The following is a 15,370-nucleotide window of genomic DNA, read 5'->3' as shown; positions in this document are numbered from 1 at the left end:
GCCCTCACCCCCGCCCCTCCCCCGCTCGCGGGAGAGGGGAGCAAACAAGCGGGGGCTTGGAGTGCATCGAGCATTCCCACCTGAAAGGACCTCCATGCCCCGCACCCCCAACTGCCCCCTCTGCGAAACCGATGGCGGCGAACTGGTCTGGATGGGCGACCGCGCCCGCCTGATCCTGGTCGAGCATGACCGCTTCCCCGGCTTCTGCCGCATCGTCTGGAACGACCACGTGGCCGAGCTTAGCGACCTGGACGAGGGCGACCAGGCCTGGCTGATGCGGCTGGTGGCGCGCGTCGAGCGCGTGGTGCGCGAGGTGATGACGCCCGACAAGGTCAACCTGGCGGCGTTCGGCAACATGGTGCCGCATCTGCACTGGCACATCATCCCGCGCTACCGCTGGGACACGCATTTCCCCGAGGCGATCTGGGCCGCGCCGCAGCGCGCGGCCGACGCCGCGCGCGTGCAGGAGCTGGCCAGCCGGCTGCCGGCGCTGCGCACGGCGCTTGCACTGGTCGAAGCGGGCGACGCCTGAGGCCGGGCGCGGAACCCGCGCCGGCCGGCAACCGTCTGAATGCTGATGCCGCCGCGGTCGCGCCTGCGCCGCGGCACCAGAACAACAGGCCCGGCCAGGGAACGCGCTGGCGGGCCACAAAGCTGCCGCTATGTCCACGACCCCGACTTCCGTCACCGTACCGGGCCCGGCCGTTCCCGCCAGGGCCCTAAAGATCCAGAGCCGCCTGCGCATGAGCGCGACCTGGGCGCTGATCAAGCCCTACTGGAAATCCGAAGACCGTCTCGCCGGGCTGGGGCTGCTGGCGCTGGTGGTGGTGCTCAACCTGGGCATCGTCTATATCAACGTGCTGCTCAACGAATGGAACCGGGTGTTCTACAACGCGCTGGAGCAGCGCGACTATGCCTCGTTCAAGGTGCTGCTGCTGCGCTTTTCATGGATCGCGGCGTTCTTCATCGTCGCGGCGATCTCGCGCCAGTACTACACCATGATGCTGCAGATGCGCTGGCGCACCTGGATGACCGGCCGCTTCATGGGGCACTGGCTCGGGCACCAGGCCTACTACCGCATCGAGCAGACCCACGCCACCGACAACCCCGACCAGCGGATTGCCGATGACCTGCGCCTGTTCACCGACGGCGCGCTGTCGCTGTCGCTGGGGTTGCTCAACTCGGTGGTGACGCTGCTGTCGTTCGTCGGCATCCTGTGGACCGTGTCCGGCCCGATCAGCTTCGCGCTGGGCGGCACCGAGTGGACCATCCCGGGCTATATGGTGTGGTTCGCGGCGGGCTATGCGGTGATCGGCTCGCTGGTGGCGCACGTGGTCGGCCGCCCGCTGATCGGCCTGAACTTCCAGCAGGAGCAGTACGAGGCCGACTTCCGTTTCACGCTGGTGCGCCTGCGCGAGAACAGCGAGCCGGTGGCGCTGTACCGCGGGGAGCCGACCGAGCAGGCCGGCCTGCGCGCGCGCTTCGACCGCATCCGCGCCAACTGGAACCAGCTGATGCGCTATACGCGGCGGCTGACCTTCGTCAGTTCCGGCTATGCGCAGTTCGCCATCATCTTCCCGATCCTGGTGGCGGCGCCGCGCTACTTCGCGGGCAAGATGACGCTGGGCGGGCTGATGCAGACCAGCTCGGCATTCGGCCAGGTGCAGGGCGCGCTGTCGTGGTTTGTCGACAGCTACGCCACGCTGGTGGGCTGGAAGGCGGCGGCCAACCGCCTGATCGATTTCCAGGAAGCCATCCGCGTGGCCGAGCGGCAGGAGGCAGCGCAGGACGGCAGCCGCGACATCGAGGTCGAGTACGACGGCAAGCCGCAGGACGGCATCGCCATCGACAATTTGGCGCTGGCCTTGCCGGTGCGCGCCGCGCGCGGCGCGGCGGTGGGGCAGCGGCCGCTGGTGGCGCCGTTCTCGCTGGCGGTGGCGCCGGGCGAGCGCTGGCTGGTCAGCGGCCCGTCGGGCTGCGGCAAGAGCGTGCTGTTCCGCGCGCTGGCCGGGATCTGGCCGTACGGCAGCGGCACCGTGACCATGCCGGAAGGCGCGCGCCGGCTGTTCCTGCCGCAGCGCAGCTACCTGCCGATCGGCACGCTGGCGGATGCGCTGGCCTATCCGGACGCCGGCACCGAGCACAGCAAGGAGGTCCTGCAGGCGGCGCTGCGCCAGACCCGGCTGGCCGCGCTGGCGGACCAGCTCGACGTGTTCGACAACTGGTCGCTGCGGCTGTCGCCGGGCGAGCAGCAGCGCCTGGCCTTTGCGCGCGCGCTGCTGCAGCAGCCCGACTACCTGTTCCTCGACGAAGCCACCAGCGCGCTGGATGAAGACACCGAGCGCGCCATGTACCAGCTGATGGTGGAGCAGCTGCCGCAAACGGCGATCGTAAGCATTGCGCACCGCAGCACCGTGGCGGCGTTCCACCAGCGCCGGCTGCGCTACGTGCCGCAGGACGCCGACGCGGCCCGGGCTGCGCAAGCCGGCGAGCCTGGGGTAAGCTATCGGGTCGTATGCGAAGCGTGATGCGGGGCTGCCGCGGCAGCCGGCGCGGCATCATGCGGCAATCACCCTCACAAGCGCCCGTCGCCGGGCCGCGATCACCATGGCAGGCCTGGAAAAAGACACCCCCCATCCCACCGCGCTGACGGTGCACACGCAATCGCGCGTGCTCGAGATCGGCTTCGACAACGGCCGCAGCTTCCGGCTGCCGTTCGAGCTGCTGCGCGTGTATTCGCCCTCCGCCGAAGTCCAGGGCCATGGCCCGGGGCAGGAGGTGCTGCAGACCGGCAAGCGCGAGGTCGGCATCGACGCGGTCGAGCCGGTCGGCAACTACGCCATCCAGATCCGCTTTTCCGACGGCCACGACACCGGCATCTATTCCTGGGACCTGCTGTACCGCCTGGGCGACAACCAGGACGCGCTGTGGCAGGACTACCTGCAGCGCCTGGAAGCGGCCGGCGCCGATCGCGACACCCCGATGCCCGCCGCCGGCGGCGGGCACGCCTGCGGCCATCACTGAGCCGCCCCCGACAATCCTGGAGTCTTGAAAGATGAGTGAAACCCACTTCGGGTTCGAAAAGGTCGACGAAACGGAAAAGGCCGGCAAGGTTGCCGGCGTATTCCATTCGGTGGCCAGCAAGTACGACGTCATGAACGACCTGATGTCGGGCGGCATGCACCGGCTGTGGAAGATGTTCACCATCGCGCAGGCGGGCGTGCGCCCGGGCCACAAGGTGCTGGATATCGCCGGCGGTACCGGCGACCTGGCCAAGGCGTTCGCGAAGCAGGCCGGCCCGACCGGCCAGGTCTGGCTGACCGACATCAACGAGTCGATGCTGCGGGTGGGCCGCGACCGGCTGCTGAACAAGGGCATCGTCACGCCGGTGGCGCTGTGCGACGCCGAGAAGATCCCGTTCCCCGACAACTACTTCGACCTCGTCACGGTGGCCTTCGGCCTGCGCAACATGACCCACAAGGACGCCGCGCTGGCCGAGATGCGCCGCGTGGTCAAGCCCGGCGGCAAGGTCATGGTGCTGGAATTCTCCAAGGTGTGGAAACCGCTGGAGAAGGCCTACGACGTCTATTCTTTCAAGGTGCTGCCGTGGCTGGGCGAGCGCGTGGCAGGGGATGCCCCGAGCTATCGCTATCTCGCGGAATCGATCAGAATGCATCCAGACCAGGTTTCACTTGTACGCTTAATGGAACATGCGGGCCTGGAGAATGTCGAATACTTCAATCTGACGGCCGGAGTGGTGGCGCTCCATGTCGGACGCAAGTATTGAGAACACTTGAAAGAACACTTGAAATCGCCATGCTCGCCCGTATATGGGCGAAACTGACAGGGGATAACAGCATATGTCGTCAATTCGTGGAAAATTCCTGGTGGGGTCGCTGGTCACGGCGCTGGCCGTCGGGATGGCGTTCGACGCCGAGGCCAAGCGCATGGGCGGCTCGCGCAGCATCGGCAAGCAGTCCGAGTCGGTGACCCAGCGCCAGCAGACCCAGCCCACCTCGCCGACGCAGCAGGCGCAGCAACCGGCACAGCAGGCCGCACCGGCCACGGCCGGGGCCGCCGGCGCGGCCGCGGCCGCGGCGCCCAAGCGCAACTGGGGCGGCATCCTGGGCGGCATCGCCGCCGGCCTGGGCATCGGCTGGCTGCTGTCGCACTTCGGCCTGGGCGGCGCGGCGCTGACCTTCCTGTCCAACCTGATCCTGATTGCGCTGGTGGCATTCGCCGCGATCTGGCTGATCCGCAAGTTCCGCGGCAGCAAGCGCACGGCGCAGCCGGCCTACGCCGGCGCCGGCGGCGCGCCGAACCTGGGCCGCAATGCGGAGCCGATGTTCCGCGGCGAGCCGACGCCGGCTTCCGGCAATGTGTCGGGCAGCCCGGTGCTGCCCGCCGCTGGTGCCGTCGCTGGCGCCGCTGCCGCCGGTCCGGTGGCGCAGCAGCCGTGGGGCGTGCCGGCCGACTTCGACGCCGAATCGTTCCTGCGCAACGCCAAGGTCCACTTCGTGCGCCTGCAGGCCGCGTGGGATGCCGGCAACCTGGACGATATCCGCGAGTTCACCACGCCGGAGATGTTCGCCGAGATCAAGATGGACCTGGCCGAGCGCGGCGCCGAGGTCAACAAGACCGACGTGGTCACGCTCGAAGCCCAGCTGCTCGGCATCGAGTCGTCGCCGGCCCAGCACCTGGCCAGCGTGCGCTTCTCGGGCATGATCCGCGAGAAGGCGGGCGAGGCGGCCCAGCCGTTCGGCGAGGTCTGGAACCTGGCCAAGCCGGTCTCGGGGAGCGGCGGCTGGCTGCTGGCCGGCATCCAGCAAGAGTCCTGATGCCGCACCCCGCGGCGGTGATGCGCCGGGGGGAGTAGCTTAGAATGGAGGCCCACGCGAAAGCGTGGGCCTTTTTGTTTGCGATGCCAGCCCCGCGCGTCGCCGCCTGCCCGCCCACCGCGCTGTCATGAATACTCTGCCTTCCGCCCTGGCCACGCCCGCCATCTCGGCATTGAACCACCTGCTCGAGCAGGAGCCGTGGGCCCGCAACCAGCTGGCGCCGTTTGCCGGACGCGTGATCCGCTTCGATGCCGCCGCCTTCGAGCTGTCGCTGAAGGTGACCGAGCACGGCTGCACGGAACAGGCGCCCGCGGCCGAGGCGCCCGCGGTGACGCTGCGCGTGCCGGTGCAGCAGTGGCCGCTGGTGGCCGCCGATGTGGCCGAAGGCGGCCAGGCCGCCGCCATGCGCCATGTGCGCATCGAGGGCGACGCCGAACTGGCCAATACCGTTTCGACGCTGGCGCGCAACCTGCGCTGGGATGCCGCCGAGGACCTGTCGCGCGCGCTGCGCGGCATCCTGGGCGGGCCGCTCAGCGACAGCGTGGCGCAGCGCGTGGTCGACGGCGCGCGCCAGGTCCATGAGCAAGCCACGCGCGTGGGCCGCGCGCTGGTCGACAACGTTACCGACTACCTGCTCGACGAACAGCCGACCCTGGTGCGCCACGCCGCGCTGGACGATTTCGGCGCCGGCGTAGGCCAGCTGCGCGACCGCCTGGCGCGGCTGGAGAAACGGCTGGAACGGCTCGAGCGCGGCGGCACGCCGCCGGCGCCGGGCCAGTCCGGTCAGTCCGGCCCGTCCGGCAAGCTGCCGTCGCCGCACCGCTGAGCCGGCCCAGCCGCGCTTCCCCCGACCATCCACTGACTGCCTGCACGGCCCCGTGAAGACTCCCGAATGACCCGCCTCCTGCGCCTTGGCAAGATCCTCTTCGTCATCCTCTACTACGGCCTGGACGAGCTGGTGCTCTCGGGCTTCAGCAGCCGCAGGATCCGCTTCCTGGTACGGGTCATCACCATCGGGCGCAAGCTCGACATGCCGCGCGGCGTGCGGCTGCGGCTGGCGCTGACGCGGCTGGGCCCGATCTTCGTCAAGTTCGGCCAGGTGCTGTCGACCCGGCGCGACCTGATGCCGCCGGACATTGCCGACGAGCTGGCCAAGCTGCAGGACCAGGTGCCGCCGTTCGATTCGGCGGTGGCGGTGCGGATCATCGAGCGTTCGCTCGGGCGGCCGCTGGACCAGCTGTTCGAGACCTTCGAACACCAGCCCGTGGCCAGCGCCTCGATCGCGCAGGTCCACTTCGCCACGCTCAAGGGCGGCCCCAGCCACGGCCGCGAGGTCGCGGTGAAGGTGCTGCGCCCCGGCATGCTGCCGGTGATCGACAGCGACCTGGCGCTGATGCGCGACATGGCCACCTGGCTGGAGCGCTTCTGGGCCGACGGCAAGCGGCTGAAGCCGCGCGAGGTGGTAGCCGAGTTCGACAAATACCTGCACGACGAGCTCGACCTGATGATCGAGGCGGCCAACGCCAGCCAGCTGCGTCGCAATTTTTCCGATACCAGCCTGCTGCTGGTGCCCGAGGTGTTCTGGGACTGGTGCAGCAGCACGGTGTTCGTGATGGAGCGCATGCACGGCATCCCGATCTCGCGCACCGACTCGCTCAAGGCCGCCGGCGTCGACATGCACCAGCTGGCGGAAGAGGGCGTCGAGATCTTCTTCACCCAGGTGTTCCGCGATGGCTTCTTCCATGCCGACATGCATCCGGGCAACATCCTGGTGTCGGTGCAGCCCGAGACCTTCGGCCGCTATATCGCGCTGGACTTCGGCATCGTCGGCGCGCTGTCCGAGTTCGACAAGAACTACCTGGCGCAGAATTTCATCGCCTTCTTCCGCCGCGACTACCACCGCGTGGCGCTGCTGCACGTCGAGTCCGGCTGGGTCCCGCCCGAGACCCGCGTCGAAGAACTGGAAAGCGCGGTGCGCGCCTGCTGCGAGCCGTACTTCGACAAGCCGCTCAAGGAAATCTCGCTGGGCATGGTGCTGATGCGGCTGTTCCAGACCTCGCGCCGCTTCAACGTCGAAATCCAGCCGCAGCTGGTGCTGCTGCAGAAGACCCTGCTCAATATCGAAGGGCTGGGCCGCCAGCTCGATCCGGACCTGGACTTGTGGAAGACCGCCAAGCCGTTCCTGGAAAGATGGATGCACGAGCAGGTCGGCTGGCAGGGCGCCTGGGAGCGGATCAAGGTGGAGGCGCCGCTGTGGGCCAAGATGCTGCCCGACTTCCCGCGCCTGGCGCACCAGTTCCTGGAGCGGCGCGCGCTCACCTCCAATGGCGAGCAGGACAAGCTGCTGGCAATGCTGGTGCTGGAGCAGCGCCGCACCAACCGGCTGCTCGGTACGGCGGTGCTGCTGGTGGGCGGCTTTGTCGCCGGCATCGTGCTGACCCACGTGCTGGGCTGGTCGGGCTACTGGTAGGCGCGGGCTGATACAACAAGGAACGGAGGCAGACCCATGAGCGATACCGCCAAGCCAGCGCCCAGCTTCACCACGCGCAACGCCGGCGACCCGGCGTTCTGGGACGAACGCTTCAAGGAGGGCTTCACGCCCTGGGACCTGGGCGGCGTGCCCGAGGAATTCCGCCGCTTTATCGAGGGCCGCGCGCCGTGTCCGACGCTGGTGCCCGGCTGCGGCAACGGCTGGGAGGCCGCCTGGCTGTTCGAGCGCGGCTGGCCGGTGACGGCGATCGACTTCTCGCCGCAGGCGGTGGCGTCGGCGCGGCGCGCGCTCGGGCCGGCCGGGGTGGTGGTGCAGCAGGGCGATTTCTTTGCCTTCACGCCGCAGCCGGCGTGCGAACTGATCTACGAGCGCGCCTTCCTGTGCGCGCTGCCGCCGTCGCTGCGCGCGGCCTATGGCGCCCGCGTGGCCGAGCTGCTGGCGCCGGGCGGGCTGCTGGCGGGCTACTTCTACCTGGGCGAGAACCGCGGCGGGCCGCCGTTCGCGATGCCCCAGGCGGAACTCGATGCGCTGCTGGCGCCGGCCTTCGAGCGCATCGAGGACCGGCCCTCGGCAGCGCCGCTGCCGGTGTTCCAGGGACAGGAGCGCTGGCAGGTATGGCGCCGGTCGACGGTTTGAACCCGGTTTTGTGATGATTTGGCGATTTCCTCTGTCATTCCCGCGCAGGCGGATATGACGTGACGTGGCGCATTTGCGCCACCGGGAATTTTTTTCGCCCGTGCTGGTCTGCGTCGCTATAATCCGCGTTTTGATTCGGCTACGACCGCGGGCCCCCGCCGCGTTGCCCGCCTCGTCGGGACAGCGCCAGGCATCCCGATATGCGGCCCCGACCGATGAATTGGACTCCGGGCCACCGAGCGCGACCACGCGCCCTGCCGCCCGGCATTCGGTTTCTCGCCACAAGGGCACCTTCTGCATAGGGCAGCGGCATGCTGATCTGGTTTGTCATCATCTACTGGGTAATCTCGGTCGGCATCGGCCTGTGGGCGGCGCTGCGCGTGCGCAACACCACCGATTTCGCCGTCGCCGGGCGCAGCCTGCCGTTCCACATCGTCACTGCCACCGTCTTTGCCACCTGGTTTGGCTCGGAGACGGTGCTGGGCATCCCCGCCGTGTTCCTGAAGGAAGGCCTGTCGGGGGTGGTGTCCGATCCGTTCGGGTCGTCGCTGTGCCTGATCCTGGTGGGCCTGTTCTTCGCCCGGCCGCTGTACCGGATGAACCTGCTGACCATCGGCGACTACTACCACAACCGCTATGGCCGGCTGGCCGAGGTGCTGACCACGCTGTGCATCGTGGTCTCGTACCTGGGCTGGGTCGCGGCGCAGATCAAGGCGCTGGGGCTGGTGTTCTATACCGTGTCGGACGGCGCGCTGTCGCAGGAGGCCGGCATGATGATCGGCGCGGCCAGCGTGCTGGTCTATACGCTGTTCGGCGGCATGTGGTCGGTGGCGATCACCGACTTCATCCAGATGATCATCATCGTGATCGGCATGATGTATATCGGCTACGAGGTCAGCGGCCAGGCCGGCGGCGTCAGCGCGGTGGTGTCGCACGCGGCCGCGGCCGGCAAGTTCGAATTCTGGCCGGCGCTCGATTTCGTGCAGATCATCGGCTTTGCCGCGGCGCTGTTCACCATGATGCTGGGCTCGATCCCGCAGCAGGACGTGTTCCAGCGGGTGACCTCGTCGCGCACCGAGCAGATCGCCGGGCGCGCCTCGGTGCTGGGCGGCGTACTGTACTTCGGCTTCGCCTTCATCCCGATGTTCCTGGCGTATTCGGCCACGCTGATCGACCCGGGCATGGTGGCCAGGTACATCGACACCGACTCGCAGCTGATCCTGCCGCAGCTGATCCTGCAGCACGCGCCGATGTTCGCGCAGGTGATGTTCTTCGGCGCGCTGCTGTCGGCGATCAAGAGCTGCGCCTCGGCGACGCTGCTGGCGCCGTCGGTGACCTTTGCCGAGAACATCCTGCGGCCGTACTTCCGCCATCTCGACGACAAGCAGTTCCTGCGCGTGATGCAGACGGTGGTGCTGGTGTTCACCACGCTGGTGACGCTGTTCGCGCTGAATTCGCACCTGTCGATCTTCCATATGGTCGAAAATGCCTACAAGGTCACGCTGGTGTCGTCCTTCGTGCCGCTGGCCTTCGGCATGTTCTGGAAGCACGCTACCCGCCAGGGCGGGCTGGCGGCGATCCTGCTGGGCTTGTCGTCGTGGCTGACGTGCGAGATCGCCTTTGCCGATGCCGTGGTGCCGCCGCAGATGGTGGGGCTGCTGTTCTCGGTCAGCGGCATGGTGATCGGTTCGCTGCTGCCGCAGTGGATTGCAGATCACGCGCCGGTCAAGGAAGTCCATATCGCCTGACGGCGCGGGGGCGCCCACCCCCTTATTTCCCCCGGTCAGGCAGCCCCGGAACGGTTTATAATTCAAGGCTTTGCATCGCCGCGCGGGATATTCCCGCAGCGCCGCCATGGCGCTGCGGCGATGCCTGTCCTGGTACCGATTCCCAAGTTTTCTCGCGAAATAACACCATGCCGATCTATGCCTACCGTTGCGACGCCTGCGGCCACGGGCGCGATGTGCTGCAGAAAATGAGCGATGCCCCGCTGACGGACTGCCCGTCCTGCGGCGCCGCCGGCGCGTTCAAGAAGCAGCTGACCGCTGCCGGGTTCCAGCTCAAGGGCTCGGGCTGGTACGTGACCGACTTCCGCGGCGGCAGCGGCGGCGCCAGCGCGCCGGCTGCGGGCGGCGCGGCGGCAGGCGCGGCAGCGGCCAGCGCCCCGGCCGCCGCCGAATCGTCTGCCGCCAGCACCACCGCGGCCGCGCCGGCCGCCGGCGGCTGCGGCAGCGCCTGCGCCTGCCACTGAGCCGGACCCGCCCGTGGTAGCCAAGAAGACTTCCGCTCTCAAGACCTGGTTCCTGACCGGGCTGCTGGTGCTGGTGCCGCTGGGCATCACGCTGTGGGTGCTGAGCCTGATCATCGGCACGATGGACCAGAGCCTGGCGCTGCTGCCGGAAGCTTGGCGGCCGGACCGGCTGATGTTCGGCAAGCGCGTGACCGGCCTGGGCGCGATCCTGACGCTGCTGTTCATCCTGCTGGTCGGCCTGCTGGCGCATAACTTCATCGGCCAGCGCCTGGTGCGCTGGTGGGAAGCGCTGCTGGGCCATATCCCGGTGGTGGGGCCGATCTACACCAGCGTCAAGCAGGTCTCGGACACGCTGCTGTCGTCGTCGGGCAATGCCTTCCGCAAGGCGCTGCTGGTGCAGTACCCGCGCGAGGGCTCGTGGACCATCGCCTTCCTGACCGGGCGCCCCGGCGGCGACGTGCAGAACCACCTGCAGGGCGAATACGTCAGCGTCTACGTGCCGACCACCCCCAATCCGACCTCGGGCTTCTTCCTGATGATGCCCAAGGCCGACACCATCGAACTCGACATGACCGTCGACGCCGCGCTCAAGTACATCGTCTCGATGGGCGTGGTGGCACCGGCGGAATTGCCGCGCAAGAACGGCAGCGCGCCCCGGCCGGCTGCCCCGTCCGGTGCGGCCAGTCCGGCCGGCAGGTCCAGCAACGAGGAACCGGTCCAGACCACCGATCCTTGAGCCTCCAAACTGATCACGGGCGGCCCGATCGCATCGGGCCGCCGCGTTTTACCGGGAATCTCCTTATGTCCTCCATGCGTACTCACTACTGCGGTCTGGTGACCGAACAATTCTCGGGCCAGGAAGTGGCCCTGACCGGCTGGGTCCAGCGCCGCCGCGACCATGGCGGCGTGATCTTCATCGACCTGCGCGACCGCGAGGGCCTGGTGCAGGTGGTGTGCGATCCGGATCGCCCCGAGATGTTCAAGGCCGCGGAAGAGATCCGCAACGAGTTCTGCATCCGCGTCACCGGCAAGGTGCGCCCGCGTCCGGCCGGCACCGAGAACGCCAACCTGACCTCGGGCAAGATCGAGGTGCTGTGCCACGAGCTGACCGTGCTGAACCCGTCGGTCACGCCCCCGTTCCAGCTCGACGACGACAACCTGTCGGAAACCACCCGCCTGACGCACCGCGTGCTCGACCTGCGCCGCCCGCAGATGCAGTACAACCTGCGCCTGCGCTACAAGGTGGCGATGGAAGTGCGCAAGTACCTCGACGCGCAGGGCTTCATCGACATCGAGACCCCGATGCTGGGCAAGAGCACGCCCGAGGGCGCGCGCGACTACCTGGTGCCGTCGCGGGTGAACCCGGGCCACTTCTTCGCGCTGCCGCAGTCGCCGCAGATCTTCAAGCAGATGCTGATGGTGTCGGGCTTCGACCGCTACTACCAGATCACCAAGTGCTTCCGCGACGAAGACCTGCGCGCCGACCGCCAGCCCGAGTTCACGCAGATCGACTGCGAGACCTCGTTCCTGACCGAGCAGGAGATCCGCGACCTGTTCGAGGACATGATGCGCACGGTGTTCAAGAACGCCATCGATGTCGACCTCGACGCCAGGTTCCCGGTGATGGAGTTCCGCGAGGCCATGGCGCGCTTCGGCTCGGACAAGCCTGACCTGCGCGTCAAGCTGGAATTCACCGAGCTGACCGAGGTGATGAAGGACGTCGACTTCAAGGTGTTCTCGGGCCCGGCCAACAGCGACAACGGCCGCGTGGTCGGCCTGCGCGTGCCGGGCGGCGGCGCCATCTCGCGCGGCGAGATCGACGCCTACACCCAGTTCGTCGGCATCTACGGCGCCAAGGGCCTGGCCTGGATCAAGGTCAACGAAGTGGCCAAGGGCCGCGACGGGCTGCAGTCGCCGATTGTCAAGAACCTGCACGACGCCGCCATTGCCGAGATCCTGAAGCGCACCGGCGCGCAGGACGGCGACATCATCTTCTTCGGCGCCGACAAGGCCAAGGTGGTCAACGACTCGATCGGCGCGCTGCGCCTGAAGATCGGCCATTCGGACTTCGGCAAGGCCAACGGCCTGTTCGAGGACGCCTGGAAGCCGCTGTGGGTGGTGGACTTCCCGATGTTCGAGTACGACGAGGAAGACGCGCGCTGGGTGGCGATGCACCACCCGTTCACCAGCCCCAAGGACGAGCACCTGGAATACCTCGAGACCGATCCCGGCAAGTGCCTGGCCAAGGCCTACGACATGGTGCTGAACGGCTGGGAAATGGGCGGCGGCTCGGTGCGGATCTTCCGTTCCGACATCCAGAGCAAGGTGTTCCGCGCGCTCAAGATCAACGACGAGGAAGCCCGCGCCAAGTTCGGCTACCTGCTCGACGCGCTGCAGTACGGCGCGCCGCCGCACGGCGGCCTGGCCTTCGGCCTGGACCGCATCGTCACGATGATGGCCGGCGCCGACTCGATCCGCGACGTGATCGCCTTCCCCAAGACCCAGCGCGCCCAGGACCTGCTGACGCAGGCGCCGAGCTCGGTCGACGAGAAGCAGCTGCGCGAACTGCATATCCGCCTGCGCACCGCCGAGCCCAAGCCCAACGCCTGACCGGTTCGGGGTGGTTCTGGTTGCAAGAAAGCCGCGCGATTGCGCGGCTTTTTTTCTTTATGCGCAATGCCGGCGCCCGGCGCATTGGTTTCGATTTGTTACCGGTCGGAACGAAGGCGGTGGCGGGCCGGTCTTCTCCCTTTGATCCGCAATTCGACACGCAATTTGCCGAGGGGCCCTGTCATGAAGGTTCCCGGCACTCGGGAGGAAATTCGTGAACCTGAACCTGGATACCGAACTGATCCGCCAGTTCCTGCTGGCCCACCAGGAAACCATCCTGACCTGGCTGGCGGCGGGGCTGATCATGATGCTGCTGGCCCGTTTCGAGCTGCGCCGCGCCCAGCGCCGCGCGGCGCAGGCCATGTCCGAATCGGTGGCAACCACGGTGGCCGCGTGCGTGCCGGATATCGCCCATGCGGTGCAGGCCGCGTCGCCCCAGGCGGTGGCCGAGCCGGTCGAGATGCAGCGCGCCGAAGCCTTGCGCCGGCTGGCGCTCGACACCGTCGGCGTGGTGATGACGCGCGGCCGCTGGCTCGACGAACTGGGCAACCTGCGCCTGGCCGACGAAGCCCTGCTTGCCGGCCAGCGCGCCGACGGCGCCGATCCGCTGCTGGTGGTGGCGCCGCAACCGGTGGTGCAGGCTTACCTCGATGCGCAGCGCGTGTTCGAGGACGAGGCCGCGCAGGTGCAGGCGCTGCGCCGCGACGCGCAACGCGTGCAGGAGGCACTGCAGGCGCTGGACGATGAAGCCGCCCATATCGAACAGGAAACCGGCAGCATCGTGCTGCGCTTCGAGCAGGTCAACGCGCAGGCGGCGCAGGGCATGGATGGCGGCGATTACCAGCGCTTCCTGATCCAGAAGTACAACACGCTGGGCCAGCGCGAGAAGGAAATCGCGCAGGAGCGCATGCGGCTGCAGGGCGAGGCGCGGCAACGCGCCGAGGCCCTGGCCACCCACGCGCATGCCGCCTCCAGGCGCTACCGCCAGGCGCTGGCGCCGCTGATGGAGCAGCTGCGCGCGGCCTGGGGCCACGGCGAGTCGCCGCAGGTATTCGACACCTGGCAGCGCCACGGCAACACCGAACCCTACCTGGCCCCGCACGGCATGCACGGCGCGCGCAGCGCTGCCTGATCCGAGGCGCGGCTGCAGCGTGATTGCAGCGCCCGCGCGCAGGCGCCGCGGCGCTTTCCCGTGGCAAGCGTGCGCGCCTGCGCTATCCTTGGGTTTGTCCTTTGGCCCAGACCCATGTCCTACAAGATCCCGGAATCCGTGCTGGTGGTGATTTACACGCCAGATCTTCAAGTCTTGCTGCTGGAACGCGCCGATCGCCCCGGGTTCTGGCAGTCCGTCACCGGCAGCCTCGACACCCTGGACGAACCGCTGGCCCTGACCGCCGCGCGTGAAGTCGCCGAGGAAACCGGCATCATCGCCGGCGAGCACCAGCTGACCGACTGGGGCCATGCCATCCAGTACGACATCTACCCGCAGTGGCGCCACCGCTACGCCGAAGGCGTGACGCGCAATACCGAGCACTGGTTCGGCCTGCGCGTGGCCGAGGCGCTGCCGGTGACGCTGGCGCCACGCGAACACCTGCAATACAAGTGGCTGCCGTGGCAACAGGCGGCGCTGCAGTGCTTTTCCAGCAGCAATGCCGACGCCATCCGCCAGCTGGCGTGGCGCGCGCGCGGTGCCGGCGCGCCCAGCCCAACGGAAAGCGATGCCAGCCGCCACGCTGCCGTCGGAGGGCAGCCATGAAGCTGCGCGTGGTCACCTACAACATCCACAAGGGAGTGACCGGCATCGCGCGGCGCCCGCGCATCCAGAACGTGCGTGCCGGCCTGCACGCGATGGACGCCGACATCGTCTTCCTGCAGGAAGTGCAGGACCGCAACGACCGCCTGGTGGCCGCGGCGCTGTTCGATCCGGAACACACCCAGCTCAACTACCTCGCCACCGACGCCTATCCGCATTCGGTCTACGGCCGCAACGCGGTCTACGACTACGGCCATCACGGCAACGCAATCCTGTCGCGACATCCGATCCTGATGTCCGAAAACCTCGATATCTCCGATCACCGCTTCGAGCAGCGCGGGCTGCTGCACGCGGTGGCGGACGTGCACGGCGTCGAGACCCACCTGATCTGCGTGCATTTCGGCCTGTTCGCGCGCAGCCGCGCACGCCAGGCCGAGGCGCTGGTGGAGCGGGTGCAGAACGTGGTGCCGGCGGGTGTGCCGCTGGTGATCGCCGGCGACTTCAACGACTGGAACCACCGGCTCGACGCGCAGATCTGCAATACGCTGGGCGCGGTCGAAGCGTCGCATGCGCGCGGCGCGCGGCTGCATACCTTCCCCAGCCATATGCCGTGGTGGCAGCTCGACCGCATCTATGTGCGCGGCTACGAGATCGAGCGCGCCCACGCGCTCACTGGCCGCGACTGGGCGCAACGCTCCGACCACGTGCCGCTGGTGGCGGAACTGGGCCATCCGCTGGGAGAAATGGTCGAGCGGGACGCACCCGCGGACAAGGCCGCGTAACGACCTAGC

Annotated in this window: 15 protein-coding genes; all 15 read left to right on the top strand. The window is 68.2% G+C overall.

Going from position 1 to position 15,370, the window contains the following annotated elements:
• The first annotated feature begins 94 nt into the window (after positions 1-94).
• On the top strand, positions 95-532 hold the full coding sequence (locus LIN44_RS15640; RefSeq protein ID WP_227312857.1) for an HIT family protein: 438 nt from the start codon (positions 95-97) through the stop codon (positions 530-532).
• 130 nt (positions 533-662) lie between these two features.
• Complete coding sequence (locus LIN44_RS15635) at positions 663-2,528, top strand: ABC transporter ATP-binding protein/permease (RefSeq protein ID WP_227312856.1); 1,866 nt, start codon at positions 663-665, stop codon at positions 2,526-2,528.
• 79 nt (positions 2,529-2,607) lie between these two features.
• Positions 2,608-3,024 (top strand): gamma-butyrobetaine hydroxylase-like domain-containing protein, encoded by a 417-nt coding sequence (locus LIN44_RS15630; RefSeq protein WP_227312855.1) that lies wholly within the window; start codon positions 2,608-2,610, stop codon positions 3,022-3,024.
• A gap of 31 nt (positions 3,025-3,055) precedes the next feature.
• Complete coding sequence (ubiE, locus tag LIN44_RS15625) at positions 3,056-3,787, top strand: bifunctional demethylmenaquinone methyltransferase/2-methoxy-6-polyprenyl-1,4-benzoquinol methylase UbiE (RefSeq protein WP_115705845.1); 732 nt, start codon at positions 3,056-3,058, stop codon at positions 3,785-3,787.
• A gap of 73 nt (positions 3,788-3,860) precedes the next feature.
• Positions 3,861-4,838: a Tim44 domain-containing protein gene (locus tag LIN44_RS15620; protein WP_227312854.1), complete on the top strand. Its 978-nt coding sequence runs from the start codon at positions 3,861-3,863 to the stop codon at positions 4,836-4,838.
• A 127-nt stretch (positions 4,839-4,965) separates the two neighbouring features.
• Complete coding sequence (locus LIN44_RS15615) at positions 4,966-5,664, top strand: SCP2 domain-containing protein (RefSeq protein ID WP_227312853.1); 699 nt, start codon at positions 4,966-4,968, stop codon at positions 5,662-5,664.
• 66 nt (positions 5,665-5,730) lie between these two features.
• The gene (gene ubiB / locus LIN44_RS15610; RefSeq protein ID WP_227312852.1) at positions 5,731-7,308 is read left to right on the top strand and encodes a ubiquinone biosynthesis regulatory protein kinase UbiB; all 1,578 of its coding nucleotides are present in this window, start codon (positions 5,731-5,733) and stop codon (positions 7,306-7,308) included.
• Positions 7,309-7,344: 36 nt separating this feature from the next.
• Entirely contained in the window at positions 7,345-7,965 is a 621-nt protein-coding gene (locus LIN44_RS15605) for a methyltransferase domain-containing protein (protein WP_227312851.1), read from the top strand.
• Between the two features lie 311 nt (positions 7,966-8,276).
• Positions 8,277-9,713, top strand: coding sequence for a sodium:solute symporter family protein (locus LIN44_RS15600; protein ID WP_227312850.1), 1,437 nt, complete (start codon positions 8,277-8,279; stop codon positions 9,711-9,713).
• Positions 9,714-9,880: 167 nt separating this feature from the next.
• Positions 9,881-10,216: an FmdB family zinc ribbon protein gene (locus LIN44_RS15595; protein WP_227312849.1), complete on the top strand. Its 336-nt coding sequence runs from the start codon at positions 9,881-9,883 to the stop codon at positions 10,214-10,216.
• Positions 10,217-10,229: 13 nt separating this feature from the next.
• Positions 10,230-10,952 (top strand): DUF502 domain-containing protein, encoded by a 723-nt coding sequence (locus LIN44_RS15590; protein ID WP_227312848.1) that lies wholly within the window; start codon positions 10,230-10,232, stop codon positions 10,950-10,952.
• Positions 10,953-11,017: 65 nt separating this feature from the next.
• On the top strand, positions 11,018-12,826 hold the full coding sequence (aspS, locus tag LIN44_RS15585) for an aspartate--tRNA ligase (RefSeq protein ID WP_227312847.1): 1,809 nt from the start codon (positions 11,018-11,020) through the stop codon (positions 12,824-12,826).
• Positions 12,827-13,046: 220 nt separating this feature from the next.
• On the top strand, positions 13,047-13,958 hold the full coding sequence (locus LIN44_RS15580; protein WP_227314415.1) for a hypothetical protein: 912 nt from the start codon (positions 13,047-13,049) through the stop codon (positions 13,956-13,958).
• Between the two features lie 114 nt (positions 13,959-14,072).
• On the top strand, positions 14,073-14,582 hold the full coding sequence (gene nudB, locus LIN44_RS15575) for a dihydroneopterin triphosphate diphosphatase (RefSeq protein WP_227312846.1): 510 nt from the start codon (positions 14,073-14,075) through the stop codon (positions 14,580-14,582).
• Positions 14,579-15,361: an endonuclease/exonuclease/phosphatase family protein gene (locus LIN44_RS15570; RefSeq protein WP_062796766.1), complete on the top strand. Its 783-nt coding sequence runs from the start codon at positions 14,579-14,581 to the stop codon at positions 15,359-15,361. The genes nudB and LIN44_RS15570 overlap by 4 nt, the downstream gene beginning before the upstream one ends.
• Positions 15,362-15,370: the final 9 nt, after the last annotated feature.

It is taken from the genome of Cupriavidus sp. MP-37, assembly GCF_020618415.1.
GTDB lineage: Bacteria > Pseudomonadota > Gammaproteobacteria > Burkholderiales > Burkholderiaceae > Cupriavidus.
This window is presented reverse-complemented; position numbering and strand designations above follow the sequence as displayed.